Annotated in this window: 17 protein-coding genes and 1 tRNA gene; 9 read left to right on the forward strand and 9 right to left on the reverse strand. The window is 60.8% G+C overall.

What is annotated here, in order from left to right:
- Positions 1-4: 4 nt before the first annotated feature.
- Genes JOE65_RS11185 through JOE65_RS11195 form a run of 3 tightly spaced genes read left to right on the forward strand, consistent with a single transcriptional unit; the run spans position 5 to position 2,787 of the window.
- Entirely contained in the window at positions 5-904 is a 900-nt protein-coding gene (locus JOE65_RS11185; protein ID WP_205163271.1) for a glycosyltransferase, read from the forward strand.
- Positions 905-1,864: a glycosyltransferase gene (locus tag JOE65_RS11190; protein WP_205163272.1), complete on the forward strand. Its 960-nt coding sequence runs from the start codon at positions 905-907 to the stop codon at positions 1,862-1,864.
- Entirely contained in the window at positions 1,861-2,787 is a 927-nt protein-coding gene (locus JOE65_RS11195) for an NAD-dependent epimerase/dehydratase family protein (protein WP_205163273.1), read from the forward strand. The genes JOE65_RS11190 and JOE65_RS11195 overlap by 4 nt, the downstream gene beginning before the upstream one ends.
- On the opposite strand, the gene JOE65_RS11200 is transcribed toward JOE65_RS11195, so the two are convergent.
- From JOE65_RS11200 to argS, 9 genes are all read right to left on the reverse strand, one after another.
- The gene (locus JOE65_RS11200; protein WP_205163274.1) at positions 2,756-3,487 is read right to left on the reverse strand and encodes an L-threonylcarbamoyladenylate synthase; all 732 of its coding nucleotides are present in this window, start codon (positions 3,485-3,487) and stop codon (positions 2,756-2,758) included. The two genes, JOE65_RS11195 and JOE65_RS11200, sit on opposite strands and share 32 nt — an antisense overlap.
- A 4-nt stretch (positions 3,488-3,491) precedes the next feature.
- Entirely contained in the window at positions 3,492-4,352 is an 861-nt protein-coding gene (gene prmC, locus JOE65_RS11205; RefSeq protein WP_205164171.1) for a peptide chain release factor N(5)-glutamine methyltransferase, read from the reverse strand.
- A 53-nt stretch (positions 4,353-4,405) separates the two neighbouring features.
- Positions 4,406-5,488, reverse strand: coding sequence for a peptide chain release factor 1 (gene prfA, locus JOE65_RS11210; protein WP_205163275.1), 1,083 nt, complete (start codon positions 5,486-5,488; stop codon positions 4,406-4,408).
- Positions 5,489-5,630: 142 nt separating this feature from the next.
- Complete coding sequence (gene rho / locus JOE65_RS11215) at positions 5,631-7,889, reverse strand: transcription termination factor Rho (protein WP_205163276.1); 2,259 nt, start codon at positions 7,887-7,889, stop codon at positions 5,631-5,633.
- A gap of 313 nt (positions 7,890-8,202) precedes the next feature.
- Complete coding sequence (gene thrB, locus JOE65_RS11220) at positions 8,203-9,156, reverse strand: homoserine kinase (RefSeq protein ID WP_205163277.1); 954 nt, start codon at positions 9,154-9,156, stop codon at positions 8,203-8,205.
- Positions 9,157-10,263 (reverse strand): threonine synthase, encoded by a 1,107-nt coding sequence (gene thrC / locus JOE65_RS11225; protein ID WP_205163278.1) that lies wholly within the window; start codon positions 10,261-10,263, stop codon positions 9,157-9,159. It abuts the gene before it with no gap.
- Positions 10,264-11,607 carry a homoserine dehydrogenase gene (locus JOE65_RS11230; protein WP_338021623.1) on the reverse strand — a complete coding sequence of 448 codons (1,344 nt, stop codon included), beginning with the start codon at positions 11,605-11,607 and terminating at the stop codon, positions 10,264-10,266.
- Positions 11,604-13,046: a diaminopimelate decarboxylase gene (gene lysA / locus JOE65_RS11235; RefSeq protein ID WP_205163279.1), complete on the reverse strand. Its 1,443-nt coding sequence runs from the start codon at positions 13,044-13,046 to the stop codon at positions 11,604-11,606. Before lysA ends, JOE65_RS11230 begins: the two co-directional genes overlap by 4 nt.
- Positions 13,046-14,695, reverse strand: a complete 1,650-nt coding sequence (gene argS / locus JOE65_RS11240; protein ID WP_205163280.1) for an arginine--tRNA ligase — start codon at positions 14,693-14,695, stop codon at positions 13,046-13,048. Before argS ends, lysA begins: the two co-directional genes overlap by 1 nt.
- A gap of 168 nt (positions 14,696-14,863) precedes the next feature.
- On the opposite strand from argS, the gene JOE65_RS11245 reads away from it, so the two are divergent.
- The 6 genes from JOE65_RS11245 (at position 14,864) to JOE65_RS11270 (ending at position 19,101) form a co-directional block, all read left to right on the forward strand.
- Positions 14,864-14,936 (forward strand) — tRNA-Arg (locus JOE65_RS11245).
- Between the two features lie 85 nt (positions 14,937-15,021).
- Positions 15,022-15,765 (forward strand): DUF4129 domain-containing protein, encoded by a 744-nt coding sequence (locus JOE65_RS15520; RefSeq protein WP_205163281.1) that lies wholly within the window; start codon positions 15,022-15,024, stop codon positions 15,763-15,765.
- On the forward strand, positions 15,752-16,249 hold the full coding sequence (locus JOE65_RS11255) for a hypothetical protein (RefSeq protein ID WP_205163282.1): 498 nt from the start codon (positions 15,752-15,754) through the stop codon (positions 16,247-16,249). The genes JOE65_RS15520 and JOE65_RS11255 overlap by 14 nt, the downstream gene beginning before the upstream one ends.
- Positions 16,246-17,229 (forward strand): AAA family ATPase, encoded by a 984-nt coding sequence (locus JOE65_RS11260; RefSeq protein WP_205163283.1) that lies wholly within the window; start codon positions 16,246-16,248, stop codon positions 17,227-17,229. Before JOE65_RS11255 ends, JOE65_RS11260 begins: the two co-directional genes overlap by 4 nt.
- A complete protein-coding gene (locus JOE65_RS11265; RefSeq protein ID WP_205163284.1) occupies positions 17,219-18,577 on the forward strand; it encodes a DUF58 domain-containing protein in 1,359 nt (452 codons plus the stop codon). The genes JOE65_RS11260 and JOE65_RS11265 overlap by 11 nt, the downstream gene beginning before the upstream one ends.
- The gene (locus tag JOE65_RS11270) at positions 18,574-19,101 is read left to right on the forward strand and encodes a hypothetical protein (protein ID WP_205163285.1); all 528 of its coding nucleotides are present in this window, start codon (positions 18,574-18,576) and stop codon (positions 19,099-19,101) included. The genes JOE65_RS11265 and JOE65_RS11270 overlap by 4 nt, the downstream gene beginning before the upstream one ends.
- Positions 19,102-19,127: the final 26 nt, after the last annotated feature.

Raw genomic sequence — 19,127 nt, forward strand, 5'->3', positions numbered from 1 at the left:
TGATTTGCTGGATTCCGTTGCCGTCGCGGCAGTAACGTTCGATCGCCCGGACGACGCCCGGACCTTGCTCGAATCTCTGCACACCCAGTCCCACCGGATCTTCTCCGTTTCCCTCGTGGACTCTGGCACTAAGGCTGTACGGGCAATCGCGGAGAATGCAGCCGCGCCGGTGCAGTACATCCGCTCGGAAACCAACTTGGGTGGAGCAGGCGGTTTTTGCCTTGCCATTCTTTCCGCCATGGCATCAGGTGCGCAGTGGATCTGGATCATGGACGACGACGCGCATCCCGAAGATCCGGAGTGCCTCGGCGACCTGCTGGAGGCTGCAAAATCACGGCAGCTCGACGTCGTGCTGCCACTGGTCGTCGCACCGGAGGACCACACCCGGTTGTCCTTTCCTTTCCGGCTCAACGGGCACCTAACGCATGACCGCGCGACGGTGGAGAAACAAGCCTTCCTTCCGGACATCGGTCAGTTCTTCAACGGTGCGCTGATCCGCCGAGATGTCTTCTTCCGTGTCGGCCTGCCAGATTTGAGACTGTTCATCCGCGGGGACGAAACTGACTTCATGCTGCGGCTACGCAAGTCCGGCATACCATTTGGTACCTATACTGGCACGGCCCTGAGCCACCCTCCGGGGTGGGGCGAAGTCCAGGAGCTACTCGGTGACCGGATGCACGTCCTGGTACCCGAAACCGCGTTCAAACGATTCTTTTACTTTCGCAACCGGGGGTACCTGTTGCGACGCTACCGCAGACCACGCTCGTTGATCGCGGATCTGACCGGCTATCCGCTGTACTACCTGAAGAAACGAGACTTGAGCGGTCTGCGCCAATGGTTTGCAGCCTACAGTGCAGGTGTGCGTGGAATCAGATTTGGTCCGCCGACAGACCAGGGCTTCTAAATGGAACTGCAATTGGTCATCACCACCTTCAACAGGTCCGCCTATTTAAAGAACTTGCTGGCTTCGGTCGCCAAGCTTGATCCGGCACCAACCGGCGTCGTCGTTGTGGATAACGCCAGTTCAGACGACACGACAACGGTTATCCAAGTGGCCGCCAAACAGTTCCCGATCCCCTTGGTGCACCACCGCCTCGAAGAAAATGTTGGTGGCGCCGGAGGCTTCTCGGCAGGCATCGCGAAGGCTCTTGACCTCGGCGCGGAGTGGATCTGGTTGATGGACGACGACGTCGTGGCTCACCCCGACGCGTTGGAGGCCTTCAGCGTGTGGATGGATCGTTACCGGTGCATCCATGGACGCCGGTACGACGAACAGGGCAAACCTTTCTTCTGGCAGCACCGCTTCTGTAGCTACTTGGGCATTCATCTACCCGTCCGTGGAAATGTATTCGCATCGTCCGAGGTCTTCCACACAAATGTTGGCTGTTTTGAGGGGATGCTCGTTCACTCGGACGTTGTTCGCGCTATCGGGCTTCCTGATCCGCGATTTTTCATCAACGGTGACGACACCACCTACGGGTGGCTGATTTCGCGTAAGTTTCCCGTGGCGTACATCAACCATTACGTCTTGTCCAAGGCGCGCCCGCAGAAGCAGATCGACCTCGTGATTCGGCATCTCAACGATTCCAATGATCTGGGGCGGTACTGCGCCATGCGAAACCGGGGGCATATTGGTCAGTATCTCCGTCACGAGAACGCTTACAACGGATGGGGATTTGCGCTGGGAACAGTGCTGACTGCTGTCAAAGAGATCTTCCGGCTCATCGCCGTCGAACATACCTTGCGGGGTATCCCCACTCTGTGGCGGGGTTGGCGGGAAGCCCGCCGAATTCTGGGCGACACCTCCTGGCAACCTATGAAGCCGCTGAACCACCCTGCGGACTATTCCCAGGACTGCCCGTGATCGCCGCAGTATTGGGAGCTACAGGTTTCGTCGGCAGTGCCGTCACGAATGAGTTGACCAAGCAGGGTCACACCGTGATGAGAGTGAAGGCACCCCGGCTTGTTTCCACGGCGGTCAGCGTAGGGAAGCTGCTAGCACAGTCCCATTCAATGCATGCGGAAATACAGGCTCTCGCGGAATCGATAGCCGCCGCCGACGTCGTCATCAATGCCGCTGGCCTGGCTACCTCTGGCGGTCAGAGCTCACCTGAGCTCACAGGAGCCAACGCGCTCCTGGCCGTTCTGGTTGCTCGAGCAGTCACTGTGGCAGATGTTCAGCGATTCATCCACGTGAGTAGTGCGGCCGTTCAGGGGCCAAGCACGGTTCTCGATGAGTCCACTGACACGACGCCATTTTCGGCATACTCCCGATCGAAGGCCCTCGGCGAGCAGGGGCTGACGGCGCTGGCCAGTAATACGGTCATCCTCCGCGCAACATCGGTGCAGGGTCAAAACCGCCCGACGACGGCGGCGCTGGTTCGCATCGCGTCTTCGCCATTGTCATCAGTGGCGACCCCCGGAACGGCGCCGACGCCGGTGTCGTCGATCAGTTCCCTAGCAGCGTTCGTGGTCCATGCCGCCACAGTTCAACAGCAACCTGTCGGCATCGTCCTTCAACCGTGGGAAGGGGTCACCGTCACATCCGTCCTTCGAGCTGCCGGTGGCCGCGACCCGCTAAGGCTGCCCGCCGGACTGTGTCGGCTGGCTCTGCGAACGGGTTACGCTGTGTCCACTTTGTTCGGGGAACGTTTGCACGGGCCCATCCGACGCGTTGAACTAATGTGGTTCGGCCAGCGTCAAGAAGCCCTTTGGGCCGCTCGCTCAGGATTTGTTGTCCGTCCATGCGTTGAACTCACGCTGGAGCGTGCCCGCTCTCATCGGTAGGGCTCGGCTCATCGGCAGGGCTCGGCTCATCATCGGCTGACCCTGCGTGTTCAAGTTCGGGCACAACCTCCCGCAATTGCTCGATACTGATCGATCCTTCCCGTACCACGCGCAGGGTACTGGAGGTAGCGTCAACGATCGTGGACGGTTGGCGGTCAGCACCCTCCGCTAGAGGCCTTGAACCGCCTTCAAGGTACACCGCGACTGACTCCCCCAATTGTTCCTCCGCCTCGGCTACCGTGAGCGCTGCCGCGTGGCCGCTGCGGTTGGCGCTGGACACCGCCAGAGGTCCGGTCATGGATAGAAGGTCAAGAGCCACTGGGTCGTTGGGAACCCGCAGCGCAACGGTGCCTCTGGTATCTCCCAGGTCCCAGGTCAGTGACGGCTGCGCATGGAAAATCAGTGTCAGTCCACCGGGCCAGAAGGCCTCGGCCAACTTTCTGGCGTCCACACTGACATCCACTGCCAACCCGTCCATCGTCACGGCACGCGGAATCAGCACAGGTGGAGGCATATTACGCCCCCGACCCTTAGCGGCCAGCAGCGTCGCGACCGCCTGTGGTGAGAATGCATCCGCTGCAATTCCGTAAACGGTGTCCGTTGGCATGACGACGCACTGCTTGTGTGCGATGGCCTGCTGGGCAGAGGCAAGCCCCTCGCTCCGGGAGGCCTCATCAGCGCAGTTAAAGGTGGTACTCACGACATCAGTCTTTCATCTCGATGGTTTGCGCAACCCTGCGCACTGCCGACGTAGCCCGCGCTCGGTCGTTGAGGTCAGAGTGTGACCGGATGTCCTCCCACAACGACGTCGATTCCAACTCCGCGACCATGTCGTGTGCCTGTACTTCGGCGTGCTCCATGACAAAGTAGCCGCCGGACCGTAGCAGACGAGCCGCCGTCGCCATGGTCGCTCGAGGCAGTTCCATGCCGTCCTCCCCGCCGCCATACAGCGCCATGCGCGGATCGTGGTTGGCTACCTCCGGATCCTGGGGAACGGCGGTTGAGGGAATATAGGGGGGATTACTCACGACGACGTCGAAGGTGGCGTTCCGTTCGCCCAGTGCGTCACGTAGATCCCCATGGATCAATTCCACGCTGAGACCGGCAAGGTTACGTTGAGCCCAGGCATGCGCCAACTCATCGAGTTCAACAGCAACCACCGTAGCCCCGGGAACTTCATGTGCAACCGATGCAGCGATCGCACCGGACCCGGTTCCAAGATCCACCACTGTGGCATCGCCCGCTTCACGGGCAGCGTCAATCGCTAACTGGGCAACAGTTTCTGTTTCTGGTCTGGGAACGAAGACGCCGGGCCCGACGAGCAGATTTAGATAGCGGAAATGGGCTACGCCGGTCAGGTGCTGCAGCGGCACGCGATCCACTCTTTGCGCCACGAGCTCACCGAACCGGGGCGGGAGAAGCGTCTCATTGTCGTTCATGGCCAAAAGGGCGCGTATACGTCCGCGCTCCGTACCGAGCACATGGGCTGCTAGCGTTTCTGCGTCAACTCTAGGACTTGGAACAGCGGCTGCACTCAGGCACGCCACGGCTTCGGCTATTGCCATGACCAGTGGTAAAGCAGATACGGATTCGAAAATCGATGGCGTCGTGTTCACGACTATGGGGTATCGGCGCCAATGGCATCAAGCCGCGCCTGTTCGTCCATCTCAATGGCGGACTGGACTACCGGTTCCAAATCACCGTTCATGACAGTGTCCAGGTTGTAGGCCTTGTAGCCCGTGCGGTGGTCAGCGATCCGGTTCTCCGGGTAGTTATAGGTACGGATTCGTTCGGACCGGTCCATGGTGCGGATCTGTGACTTGCGGATGTCAGAGTTGGCGGCGTCGATCTCCGCCTGCTGATGCGCGAGCAACCGCGAACGCAGCACGCGCATGGCTGCCTCGCGGTTCTGCAGCTGTGACTTCTCGTTCTGCATGGCTACAACAATCCCTGTGGGGAGGTGCGTGATCCGAACCGCGGAGTCGGTGGTGTTCACAGACTGCCCACCGGGACCCGATGATCGGTAGACATCAATCTTCAAGTCGTTCTGGTTAAGGTCAACTTCTTCGGGTTCGTCAACTTCGGGCAGGACCAGCACACCGGCTGCAGAGGTGTGAATTCTGCCCTGTGATTCTGTGACAGGCACCCGTTGGACCCTGTGAACGCCGCCCTCGAACTTGAGGCGGGCGTAGACGCCCTCAGCCGGATCGCGTGAGGATCCTTTGACCGCCATCTGAACGTCTTTGTAACCGCCGAGATCAGATTCCGTGGCAGAAATAATCTCTGTCTTCCAGCCGCGACTGTCGGCATAACGCATGTACATCCGCAGGAGATCGCCAGCGAAGAGAGCCGCCTCATCGCCGCCCTCACCGCCTTTGACTTCCAGGATGACATCGCGGCTGTCATTGGGATCGCGAGGGATCAGCAGACGCCGCAAACGCTCTTGGGCAATCTCTAGTTGGGCTTCCAGCTCCGGAACCTCGGCCGCGAACTCAGGATCCTCGGTGGCCATTTCGCGCGCAGCCGCGAGGTCCCCCTCCAGACCGTGCCAGGTGTTGTACGAGTCCACGATCCCGTTCAACTGAGCGGACCGGCGTCCCAGTTTGCGAGCCAGTGACTGGTCTGCATACACAGCGGGATCGCTGAGCTCCTTCTGCAACGCGGCGTGCTCATCCAGCATGCCCTGCACTGACTCGAACATCTATAACCTCTCTCGACCTAAACTTCCGCCACCCCTTCCGCGAGATCACCCTTTATCTGCGAGATCACCCTTTGCAAGCGGTGATCTCGCAGTTTGGGGGTGATGTCGCGGTAAGGGCGACGAAGAGTAGCGGTCGGAACTGCTACTTCTTGTCGTCGTCGGACCTATTACCCAGCGTGGTCTTCTGCACCTGCATGAGAAATTCGACGTTGGACTCTGTGGTCCGGATCTTGTTAGTGAGCAGCTCAAGTGCCTGCTGCTGTTCAAGACCGGAGAGAACCCTGCGAAGCTTCCACATGATCTTGATCTCGTCCGGAGACAACAGATTCTCCTCGCGGCGGGTACCGGAAGCATTGACATCCACGGCCGGGAAGATGCGCTTGTCCGCCAGATGACGCGACAACCGCAGTTCCATGTTGCCCGTGCCCTTGAACTCCTCGAAAATTACCTCGTCCATCTTGGACCCGGTTTCCACTAGAGCAGTCGCGAGGATGGTCAGAGATCCACCGTTCTCGATGTTGCGGGCGGCACCGAAGAACCGCTTGGGCGGGTACAGCGCAGCCGAATCCACACCACCGGAGAGGATACGCCCCGACGCTGGAGCGGCCAGGTTGTAGGCCCGGCCAAGACGTGTCATGGAGTCCAGGAGGACAACAACGTCCATACCCATTTCAACCAGACGCTTGGCACGCTCGATGGAAAGTTCCGCCACCGTGGTGTGGTCATCTGCCGGTCGGTCGAACGTGGACGCAATGACCTCGCCCTTGACCGTGCGCTGCATGTCTGTTACTTCTTCAGGGCGTTCGTCTACCAGAACCATCATGAGATGGACCTCCGGGTTGTTGACGGTGATCGCATTGGCAATAGCCTGCAGAATCAGCGTCTTACCCGCCTTGGGAGGCGAAACGATCAGACCACGCTGGCCTTTGCCGATGGGCGCCACCAAGTCAATGACACGCGGGCCGATCTTCTTGGGATCAGTTTCCAGGCGCAGGCGCTCCGATGGGTAGAGCGGCACGAGCTTGGCGAACTCGATACGATCTTTGTTCTCCTCCACCGGCTTTCCGTTGACCGTCGTCAGCTGGACCAGCGCGTTGTACTTCTGACGTGCGCTTTGCCCGCCGCCAGAATTTTCTCCGTCACGCGGTGCACGGATGGCGCCAGCCACCGCGTCGCCTTTGCGCAGGTTGTTCTTCTTGACCTGGTTCAGCGAAACATAGACGTCGTTGGGACCAGGCAGGTAACCCGAGGTCCGGACGAACGCGTAGTTCTCCAGGACGTCGAGTATGCCTGCCACCGGCAGCAGAACGTCGTCCTCGGTCAGCTCGGTATCATCTACGTCAGGGTTACGGTCATTGCGCCCGCGCCGGCGGTCATTGCGGTCGTTACGGTCACGGAACCTGTCATTGCGGTTGCGACCGCGCCTATTACGGCCTCCGCGGTCGTCGTCACGGTCACCGCTGTCGTTGCGGTTATCATTGCGGCCACCGTCACTACGGTTATCATTGCGGCCACCGTCACTACGGTTATCGTTACGGCCACCGTCACTACGGTTATCGTTACGGCCACCGTCACTACGGTTATCGTTACGGCCACCGTCACTACGGTTATCGTTACGGCCACCGTCATTCCGATTGCTCTCTTCGCGGCCCTCGTTGCGGTTCCTATTCCGGTTCCGGCGCTCACTGCGGTCGTTGTTGTCGCGGTTGCCCTTGTCTTCACGTGCGTCGGCGTCATCGGACCGCTGCTTCTGCTGCTGCTTATCGTTGGATGAGCTCTCGTCAGAAGATTTGACCTGGTCGTTGCTCTGGTTGCCCTGACTATCCGGGGCACCTTCGGAACGACGGTTGCGTCCGCGACCGCGGCCACGTTCCCGGGTACCTTCGGCGCGCCCTTCCGCCGGCGCAGCCTGGACCGAGTCCTTGCTTTCCTGGGCGGGGGCAGCAGAGTCTCGAGGAGCTTCCGCCTCTTGCGAAGCGTCCGTCGACGGTGCGACGACGCCGTCGCTTCCGGCTCGACGGCTGCGTCCACGTCCTCGTGAGGGACGCTCAGCCGCTGGCTCAGCATTTCCGCCGCCAGCGGTAGCGTCAGTGCCTGTGTCGGCGGCTGGTTTTTCTTCCGCTGAGTCCTGGCCCTTGGACGAGGCCGATGACTTCTTTGACTGTCCGTTGGACGAGCCGCTTCTGTCAGCGACGGTAGACCCACGCTGGTGATCGGAGATGGCAGAAACGAGATCACTCTTTCTCATCCGCGATCCACCTGTGATTCCCAACTGCCCTGCAAGTGCCTGCAACTGAGCAAGCTTTAGACCTGCGAGACCTGCACCCTTGGAGTTAGCGGCGCCGTTGGTATCGGCAGATTTTGTGTCCACACCTGCAGTCAGGTTGGTGGTTTCAGTCACGAAGGATCCTTCCCCCTCGTCGGGCGGTCCGACTTTGAGCGAACCGCGTTACTTGGCCCTGCCGTACGCCAGATGTATGGTCAGGGATCGATTTCGTCCGATACGTGAACCGGTCGAAGCCGTGTCTGTCGGGAGTCATTCAACAAAAACCGTATCTGATACGTCGATTGGATAGTGATCCGGTCCCAGAACGATACTGGGAATCAACGTGGATTTGTGAAGACAAAGCACCACTAAGCGCCGTGAATCGACGCTCTATTAGTTGGTAGGCACGGCGCAACTGGTCAAATTTCACCAGTTCTGCACGGGCTGATTACCTTCGGTGCACTTCCACTCTAGCACCTTCTAAATCAACTTTTAGACGAAGAACACGCCAGAATTCAGGCGGCACGCCATCAGAGATACCGGCGTGGATTTCGGCTTCAACCCGGTTGGCCTCCAGGGAGTCGCGAAGGATAACGGCGACGGTGGGGCCAGCTCCTGAGATGACTGCAGCGAAGCCAGCCGAGCGGAGCCTTTTCACCAGCGCGGAACTATCCGGCATAACCTCTGCTCGATAGGACTGATGTAAGAAATCTTCCGTTGCCGGCACCAGGAGTCCAGGATCCGTCACGAGTGCATGAACCAACAGGGCCGCCCTGCCCGCATTAGCGGCAGCTGCCCCATGAGGAACGACGTCGGGAAGCAGACCACGAGCCGACGCTGTAGAGAGCTGCCCGGGAGGAATAGCGACGACGACGCAAATGTCCGGATGAATCGAGACTCGTGCCGCGGCAAATGAAGCCTGGTGGGGCCAGGAGATAGCAAGGGAACCGAGAATGGCCGGGGCCACATTATCCGGATGTCCCTCAACCCCGGCACAGAATTGCAGCAACGCTTCATTGCTCAGCCGAGCACTCTCGGGCAGCAACGCATTTGCAGCCACCGCCGCTGAAACAACGGCCGCCGCTGAAGAACCGAGACCCCGGCCGTGTGGGATACGGTTCTCTGCTGTGAGCCGGAGCGCTGGCGTTGCGAACCCAATGGTCTCAAAGAAGGTGGACATGACCTCGACACACAGATGAGTGGAGTCCCGAGGCAGATCGTTCTGCCCTTCCCCTTGTACAACGACGGTCGTGTGACCTTCCGCTGACGTGCTGACGCGAAGAACGTCATAAAGATTTAACGCCAGTCCCAGTGCGTCATAGCCTGGTCCGAGGTTGGCGCTTGTCGCTGGGACCGTCACCGAAACGTCCTGCCCGGGTTCCACCCGGTATGGCAGTCTCATCTAGAGCCCTGTCAGGCCGAGCGCGTTGGCAACGCTTACGACGTCGAACTCCACCTTAGTGGGCTCGATATCCGACCCATCTGCAGTTCGAAGCGCCCACTGTGGGTCCTTTAATCCATGACCGGTCACAGTGATAACCATCGTCTTCTCGGTTGGCACGTTGCCCGCCGCATGATGTTTCAACAAACCGGCAACGCCAGCAGCAGAAGCCGGCTCGACAAAAACTCCCTCTTTGGAGGACAACCAGCGGTGGGCGGCGAGGATCTCCTCGTCCGTCACAGAATCGATGAGGCCACCGGACTCATCCCGGGCGGTCTCGGCCTGTTGCCACGAGGCAGGGTTCCCGATGCGAATGGCGCTCGCGATGGTGTCAGGCTCCGTGATCGGATGACCTGCCACAATCGGAGCTGAACCGGCCGCCTGGAAACCCCACATGATCGGTGTCTTGGTTGACACGGCGGGTAACTCCCCCGCCGTCGCCGATATGTAGGATTCCGCGTACTCGCGGTAGCCCTTCCAATAGGCAGTGATGTTGCCAGCGTTACCCACGGGAAGCAGATGGTAGTCGGGGGCGTCTCCGAGGAAGTCCACGACTTCGAACGCTGCAGTTTTCTGGCCCTCGATCCGTGCAGGGTTAACCGAATTAACGAGGAAGACAGGGTAATTTTCACTGAGCTTCCGAGCTACATCGAGACAGTTGTCGAAGTTTCCGTTGACCTGCAGCAGCTCAGCTCCATGGGCAATGGCCTGAGAGAGCTTGCCCATGGATATTTTTCCGTCCGGTACCAACACAGCGCATTTGATGCCGGCCTGGGTAGCGTAGGCGGCCGCCGACGCAGACGTATTTCCCGTCGAAGCGCAGACCACGGCTTCTGCCCCGGATTCCACAGCGGCTGTGATGGCCATGGTCATGCCCCGGTCCTTGAAGGATCCAGTGGGGTTCATTCCCTCGACCTTCAAATACACTTTTGAACCGGTCAGCTCCGATAATGCCGGAGCGAAAACCAGAGGGGTTCCGCCCTCACCGAGCGAGATGATGCGGGTAGCCGGGCCAACTGGCAAGCGCTGCGCATATTCGCGAATGACCCCGCGCCACTGATGTGCCATTTATTCCCCCTCAACTCGCAGAACAGAGATCACTGTCTTCACTACATCCATATCAGCCAGATCCCGCACCGTCGCCGCCAGAGCAGATTCTCGCGCACGGTGCGTGACGAAGCGCAATTCAGCCGATCCCTGAGCACTTTGGCCGGTGCTCTGGTGCATGGACTCGATCGAGACACCTCGTCCGGCAAAGAGGCTTGCAATGCTGGCCAGAACGCCCGATTCGTCCACCACCTCAACGCCGATCGCGTAGCTCGTCATGACGGTGTCGATAGGCAGCGGGCGGATCTCCGCAGAGGCGATTTCAGTACGTCCCGGACCTCCAAGGACCAAACGCCTCGCGGCGCTCACCACGTCACCCAGCACGGCTGAGGCCGTTGGCACCCCACCGGCACCCTGACCGTAGAACATTAGTTCCCCTGCACCTTCTGCCTCGACAAAGACAGCGTTGAACGCGCCGTGGACCGCGGCCAAGGGGTGAGTGCGGCGCAGCAATGAGGGATGGACCCGCACACTCACACCCTCGTCGCCGTCGCCCGTGGTTGTCCGTTCCGCTATGGCCAACAACTTGATGACATATCCGGCGTCCTTCGCTGCCGCAATGTCCTCCGCTGTGATGTGGCGGATACCCTCGCAGAAGACCCGATCGAGCCGGAAACGCGTGTGAAAGGACAGCGTGGCCAGGATTGCCGCTTTTGAAGCGGCATCGTGGCCATCAACATCCGCCGTCGGATCCGCTTCCGCGTATCCCAGCTGCTGTGCGTCCGCGAGCGCATCGTAGAACTTTACTCCTGTGCTGTCCATCTGGTCAAGAATGTAGTTGGTGGTTCCGTTGACGATGCCAAGGACGCGTGTGATCTTATCTCCCGACAGGCTGTCGCGGATCGGCCGAACAATAGGGACCGCTCCAGCAACAGCGGCTTCGTAGGAGAGCTGCACACCGGCAGCGTCCGCCTTCTCGTAGAGGGCCGGACCATGCTGTGCAAGGAGCGCCTTGTTTCCCGTCACCACGCTCGCGCCGTTCTCGATGGCCGCAAGAATGAGTGTCTTCGCGGGTTCAATTCCTCCCATCAGCTCGATGACGATATCCGCATCTTTGACCAGCGCCGTCGCATTGGTGGTAAACAACTCCGGGGGCAGCTCAACATCTCTGATGGCGTTGGTGTCTCTCACGGCGATCCCGGTCAGTTCCAGCCGGGCACCGATGCGTTCCTCCAGGGAGTCCGCCTCTTCAAGCAAGATGCGGGCTACTTGGGATCCGACGCTGCCGCATCCCAAGAGAGCTGTCCTGAGTACCACTGTGTGCCGTCCCTTCTCGTCGTTACTGTCCTCAAGTTTCCGGTTCACCGCGGTGCTCCCATGTCCCGGGCCAGCAAGTCTTCTTCGGTTTCGCCGCGGATGATCAACCGGGCGCACGTTTCCGTCACGGCAATGACCGGCGGCCGTCCAATGTAGTTGTAATTGCTGGCGAGTGCCCAGCAGTAGGCTCCGGTTCCGGGCACTGCCAACAGGTCACCGGTGCATATGTCAGCGGGAAGGTACACGTCCCTGACCACGATGTCGCCGCTCTCGCAGTGCTTTCCCACTACTCGGCTTAGCTCCGGTTCAGCTTTCGAGGCCCGGTTGGCCAGTACGGCAGAGTAATCCGCGTCGTAGAGCACTGGCCTGGCGTTATCGCTCATTCCCCCGTCAACGGAAATATACCGGCGAGGCGCAGTGCCTCCCTCCCCCAGTTCCGTGCTCACGTCCACCTGGACAGTCTTCAGGGTGCCCACCTCATACAGAGTGAACGTTGTGGGTCCTGCTATAGCGCGGCCCGGCTCAATGGAGATCCGCGGGACCGCCATTGAGAGTTTCCGGCAGGTTGACCCGACGACGGCGGCCATTGCGTTCGCGATCTCCGCCGGAGGTCTTGGCTCATCCTGTTCGGTATAGGCAATGCCGTAACCGCCACCGAGATCGAGTTCTGGCAGCTCGACACCGTGAGTGTCCCTGACGTAGCCGAGGAAGTCCAGCAGACGGGTGGCGGCTAGTTCAAAGCCATCCGGTTCAAAAATCTGTGACCCAATATGGCAGTGAAGTCCCAACAGCTTGATGTGTGGACTTCTCAGTGCCATGACTACAGCAGTCTCTGCCGGCGAACGGGGGTCATCGCCTCCGGGTGAGAGGGAGAGACCGAACTTCTGGTCCTCGTGTGCTGTGGCGATGAATTCGTGCGTATGCGCGTGCACGCCGGGCGTCAGCCGCAGCATGACGTTGGCCACCGCCCGCCGCCCGCCGGCGATTGTGTGGATCCGCTGGAGCTCATGGATGCTGTCCACAATGATCCGACCCACTCCAAGGTCCAGCGCCCGGTTGATTTCTGCGTCCGACTTATTATTGCCGTGGAGTCCCAGTTGCGGCCCGGTGAGCCCTGCCCGCTCCGCAACAGCCAGCTCTCCACCGGAGCAGGTGTCCAGCCGAAGTCCCTCTTCCACGACCCAGCGCGCCACTTCGGTGCACAAGAACGATTTCCCCGCGTAGTAGACGTCCGCGCCACCGCACAGGGGCGCGAAGGCATCGTTGAACGCGTCCAGGAATGATCGTGCTCTGAGGCGAAAGTCGGTTTCCGATACGACAAAGACAGGCGTGCCGAAGTCTGCGGCTATTTTTTCCACGCCAACACCCCCAACGCTCAGTTGACCGTTATCGAGCCTTTCGACGTCGTGCGCCCACTGCTGGACCCACAGGCTATTGCGCTCCGATGGGTACGAAAGCCAGCCTGGCGCCAGAGGTGAGGCACCCATCACATGCGCTCCGGCGCCGAGACTCCGAGCAGCCCAAGTCCGTTTCCCAAGACCTGTGTTGTGGCGTTATTCAGCCAGAGCCTGGTGTGATTCACGGCCGCAGCCTGCTGCTCGCCGATGGGTGTGATGCGGCAAGATGCGTACCACCGGTGATAAGAACCGGCAATGACCTCGAGATGTCGTGCAACCCGGTGGGGTTCGCGGAACTGTGCGGACTGCGCCACGACCGATGGATACGTGCCCAGATGTGCGAGCAATTCCGTCTCGCTTTCATGTGCGAGTGTTCCGGCATCGAACTCCGAGCCATCCACCCCTGCGGCAGCCGCGTTGCGCGCTGCGGCACAGGACCGAGCGTGTGCGTACTGGACGTAGAACACAGGATTGTCGTTGGACTTCTTGACCAGCAGATCCAGATCAATGTCGATGTTGGAGTCTGCGGAGTAGCGCGCCAATGCGTAGCGGGCAGCGTCCACGCCGACTGCGTCGACCAGGTCCTCCAGGGTAACGACCGTTCCGGCTCGTTTGGACATTCTGACTGCCTTGCCCTCACGCACCAGATTCACCATCTGTCCGATGAGCACCTCCACGGAGTCTGCGCTGTGGCCCAGAGCAGCCGCCGCGGCCTTCAACCGGGCAACATAGCCGTGGTGATCAGCGCCGAGCAGATAGAGGTTGAGGGTGAATCCGCGGTCCAACTTGTTCTGAATGTAGGCGATGTCACCGGCAATGTAGGCCGGATCACCGTCCGATTTGATAACTACACGGTCTTTGTCGTCACCGAATTCGGTGGAGCGTAGCCACCACGCACCGTCGGCGGAGTAGAGACTGCCAGAACCCTTGAGCTGTTCCAACAGCTTACCGACCGCGCCGTCCTTGTGCAGCGAATCCTCGTGGAAGTAGACGTCGAAATCCACTCCGAAAGCGTGCAGGGATGCCTTGATATCCCCGAACATGAGGTCCACACCGATGGCACGGAACTGTTCCTGGGATGCGTCATCATCCTGGTCAAGGACGGCCGGTGCGATGCTGAGCACCCGGGCTGCGATGTCAGTGATGTACTGACCCGCATAGCCGTCCTCCGGCGCCGGCTGCTCTTTGGCACTGGCCAGGAGCGAACGGGCGAACTTGTCGATCTGGGAACCGTGATCGTTGAAGTAGTATTCACGGGTCACTGCAGCTCCCGCAGCTTCAAAGATCCGCGCTAGTGCGTCACCGACGGCTGCCCACCGGGTGCCGCCGAGATGAATGGGACCCGTGGGATTCGCGGAAACGAATTCCAAGTTAATCCGCTGATCGGACATAACCTGTGAGGTCCCGTAGCTGGAACCTGTATCTACGATGTTTCTGGCCAGTTCGCCCGCCGCAGACGCGTCCAGAACAATGTTGAGAAAGCCTGGACCGGCAATGTCCACCGATGCTACGCCGTCGACTTCTTCCAGCCTGCCCTTCAGCAACGAGGCAAAATCGCGAGGGTTCATCCCTGCACGCTTGGCCACCTGCAAAGCGATGTTAGTGGCCCAATCTCCGTGATCGCGGTTCTTTGGCCGTTCCACCCGCACCTCGGCAGGCGGATCAACGTTGATATCGCCGGCGGAAACGGCATCGCGGAGGCAGGAAAGAATGGCGGAACTGAGTTCTTCTGGAGTCACCGGTCAAGCATACCGGCGGCGGGTCTACAGCAACGGATCCGGGTAGCCGTGTGACGGCCGCCAAGGGCAGCGGGAACCGTTCGTTTCGGTCTACCCGACCTGCTAAACTTCTTGAGTCCCCGGACGGGTTTGGCCAATGAAGTAGATATAGGGGCCGACGTGCGGAATGCCTTCGTAGCTCAGGGGATAGAGCGTCTGCCTCCGGAGCAGAAGGTCGTAGGTTCGAATCCTATCGAGGGCACCGAAGTAAACACAGTCTCCCTGTGCTGTTCATCACGACTGTTGGTATGTTGTTTAGACCAATCGGCTGACGGAGAGGCAGATTTGTGGGCACCAGCAACGCCGGAAGCCTGCTCCAGCGCCCGTCAATCTGGTGGACTGCCGCTCTTCTCCTACTCGTCATCCTTGGCGCGGGCTCGTTGGGTCCGCTGAGCGCGGACCCGCGCATGGACCTTGTCCTCCCCGAACGCTTAATTCCGGACCCTGTGATTGCAGCGACTCCACCGCCAGAACCCGTCGCGGAACCAGAGCAGGCACCAGATCCCGGACCGGAACTTGTCTACGCAACCATCGCCGCCGTCATCGTTCTGATTACGGTCGCGACCTACATGCTCATCACCATCCTCAAGCGCCTTCGCCGGCCGGAACAAGAACCGGGGAACGAGAGCGATGCCGTCGTGGAACTGGACCCCATCCCCGGTGAAACAGAATCGGTGATTCGAGCGCACCTGTCCAGGGCCACTGAAGTCCTTAGCGGACCCACCGATTCCGCGGACGCAGTCATCGCGTGCTGGCTACAGCTGGAAGCCGCGACAAGTCACGCCGGCAGATCCCGCAAACCCCACGAAACGCCGTCGGAATATACGGCCGGCATTCTCGAGAGATTCGACGCCGCACCAACAGACACGGCCACGTTGATGACCACCTATGAACGCGTACGGTTTGCGGCCTCAGCCCGCGGTCGTGAGGTCTCCGCTGCCGAGCTCAACGCCGTACGGGAGGCCCTGAACGGGGTCACCGCGGCCGTCCGCACGTTCATGGACAGACAGAGCAGACATGAAAACGCGTAACTGGGTTGCCTGTACGCTTCTCGCCGCGGCCGCCTACGGCTCGTCACACTACCTGGGCCTTGACGTGCGTCACGCCATCGCGATCACGCTCGCGGCGTTCATGGCGGGGGTCGCGTACGTCCTGCTGGATTCTCTGTCCGGCGACCCCGGTAGGCTCGAACCGGAAAGAGTCAGGACACCCCGCGGTCTGGATGAGGTGCAGGCGCTTGCGTTCTCACTCTCAGCCAACGGCGGACGGACAGGCAACCGTGCGCGGCTACTGCTTGTCAAACTCGCAGACCGCACCCTCAGACAGGACGGCTTCCACCCGGCCGACGACGACATTCCGGATGGTCTGGGTAGCTCACTGACCGCCCTGCTGGACCGGCGTATCCAGGAGACGGATCTGCCCAGAGGCACCGTGCCGGCAGCCGTGAGAGAACTCGAGGCATACCTTTCAGCGGAACATCCGCTACAGCCAGCCACAGAACCGGAGCTCACATGAGAGACCACGAAAACACAAGCATCGACGTCGTTGCGCAGCAAAGTGACGCCGTCCTCACCGAGCTCGCGAACGTTGTGGTGGATATGCGCCAGCCGCTCAGGTTGGCACTCGCGGCTGTCCTGGCCGGCGGGCACGTCTTGTTCGAGGACATGCCCGGCCTCGGCAAGACGCTAGCCGCAAAGTCGATGGCGCAGACGCTAGGACTACACTTCGACAGGCTGCAATGCACCCCAGACCTTCTGCCCTCTGATATCACTGGGTCCTCCATCTTTGACCCCTCCACGCGAACATTCGATTTCCGTCCCGGCCCCGTCTTCACCGGCCTGTTCCTCGCTGACGAAATCAACCGCACCTCCCCCAAGACACAATCGGCCCTACTCGAGGCGATGGCCGAACGCCAGGTGTCGGTGGAAGGCCGAACCCTCGCCCTCGAAGCACCATTTCACGTATTCGCTACAGCGAACCCCATCGAGTTTGAAGGCACCTATCCCCTGCCCGAAGCCCAGCTGGACCGGTTCCTGATCCGGCTGGCCATCGGCTATCCGGACACCGCGGCAGAAACGGAAATCATCTCGCGCCGACTTTTCCGCGGCGAAGAAGCGAGCCACGTACGCAGAATCATCGAGCCCGGACAGTTGCTTGCCATGCAGCAATCCGTCGAGGCGACCGGCGTCAACCGGGACATCATCGACTATGCCGTCCGCCTGACCGCAGCAACCAGAGAGCATACTGGCCTCGACGCCGGAGCGTCTCCCCGAGGATCGCAGGCACTCGTCCTGATGGGACGCGCGCTGGCCGCCATTGATGGACGGGATTATGTCCTTCCGGAGGACATCAAGGCAGTGGCAGTCCCCGTTCTCGCACACCGGCTGACCCTGACCCCCACATCGTGGGCACGCGGCGTACGGTCTGAAAATGTGGTCCGGGATATTCTGACGACGGTCCAGACCCCGACAACGGCAGCGGCGGATGGCAGCTGAACCGGGACCAAGACGGCTGAATGGCTCGTGGGGAACCGCCGTCATCACCGGGCTTGTCTGCCTGCTGGTGGGTACCGTTTCCGGCCGGCCCGACGTGGCCGTGCTCGCGGCACCCTTTATCCTGCTGGCCGTGGCCGGGCTCCAAAACCTTTCGCTGTCCACACGCATTGAACCCGAGATCAACAACGCCTCACCTGAGGGTCAGCAGGCACACGTCCACTTTCATTCACCCTGGTCCGGGACCATCGGCGTCGTGACTGTCGCCGTTCCCGGAACGCGTCCCACTGGACTCCTGATCCCAGATTCGGCAAAGCCTCCCGTGGTCGTGGCAGACAGGCCGCTGTCCGGACGATCAACCATCCTGACGTACACCTACTCCGACCTCTGTCCCCTGGGGCTCACCACGCAGCAGCCACAGGCCGGAGTCCCCCTCACTCAGACTGTCCTGCCGCGCGTGTCACTGCTCGGATCCCTTCCGTTGCCCCCACGGCTTACGGGACGGACCGGCGCGCACACCTCGCGACTCCCCGGCACCGGCACCGAATTCAGGGGCCTGTACCCGTTCGCGCCGGGTGATGACCTGCGCCGAATTGACTGGCGCGCCACGGCGAGACAAGCCGATGATCGTCATCAACTCATTGTTCGCGGCGCCCACGCCGAGTCCGAGGCCATCCTCACTCTAGTGGTGGACACCGCTGCCGAGTACCCCATGGAAACCGACCACTGGTTCGGGGGAACGAGCGGTCCGCTGACAGAACCGTCGTCCCTCCACCTGGCACGGTCCGGGGCGACTGCCGTGGCCGCCTCCTACCTCGCTCACGGTGACCGCGTAGGGCTCTCAGAGCTCTCCGGCCTGACGAAACCGCTGCGGGCGCTCGCCGGACGGCGTCAACTGGACCTCCTGAGGGCACGCCTGGCGCAGTACACAGCACGCCCCCGCAGCGAAAGAACAAAGCGCGAACAACAGATACCCTCCGCATCCCTGGTCATCGTCTTCTCGCCCTTCATGGATGACGATCCGGCTGACCAGATGCTGCGGTGGCACCGCCTCGGCCATCGCGTTATCGGGATCGACACGCTGCCCCATTTGAGACACACCACCGCGGACCGGCACGAACAGACAGCCGTCAGACTGAGTCTGCTCCAACGCACCATCTCTATCCGGGAACTTCACCTCGCGGGCATAACTGTTCTCGGGAACAGGGGCGAAAACAGTTCTACCGGCGCCGTATCAGCTGACCCCGGCCCGGATTCGATACCCGGACAACTTGACCTGGTCACCGGCCTGGCCATGCTGCGAAAGAACATCGCGAAGGCCCACGGCTCAACAACGTGGAGGACCAGATGAACACCCGCACAAGCCGAGAACCTCTCCCCCGGGCGCGGACCGAGACAAGCAGTGCCGTCAGCGATGTGACGCTCCGTATCAGCGCTTTCCTCCTCGCACTGATACTGGGGCTTCCCCTATGGCTTTCCACACCATGGGCGCTGGTCCCCGCTGCGGTTTTTGCGCTCGCCGTCTACTTCGCCGGCGCAGCGGCAACCTTGACGATGCTCCTGACCCTTGCTGTCAGTTACATGGTGGTAGTACCGCCAGGATCGCCGGCGCTGTTCCTCTATGTGGCCGGTCTGCACACGCTTTTCCTTGCTATGGCCTTGCTGAGCGCCGTTCCGCACGGAACCGTGATACCCGTCGAAGCGCTGAAGATCATGGCTGTCAAGAACATCCCCATACAAGCGCTGCCTCAGGCCCTCGCCGCCGTCGCGCTCCTGGCAGGACGTACGCAGGGTCCGGTCATCGTCGTCGCCCTCGGTGGTCTGGCACTGTGCGTCCTGGCGCTCTGGCTTGCCAGAGCATATGCGCGAAGGTAGCCAAGCAACAACCGGACCAGAGCGGG

Origin of the sequence: Arthrobacter roseus (assembly GCF_016907875.1) — a bacterium.
In the GTDB taxonomy this organism is placed as follows: domain Bacteria; phylum Actinomycetota; class Actinomycetes; order Actinomycetales; family Micrococcaceae; genus Arthrobacter_J; species Arthrobacter_J roseus.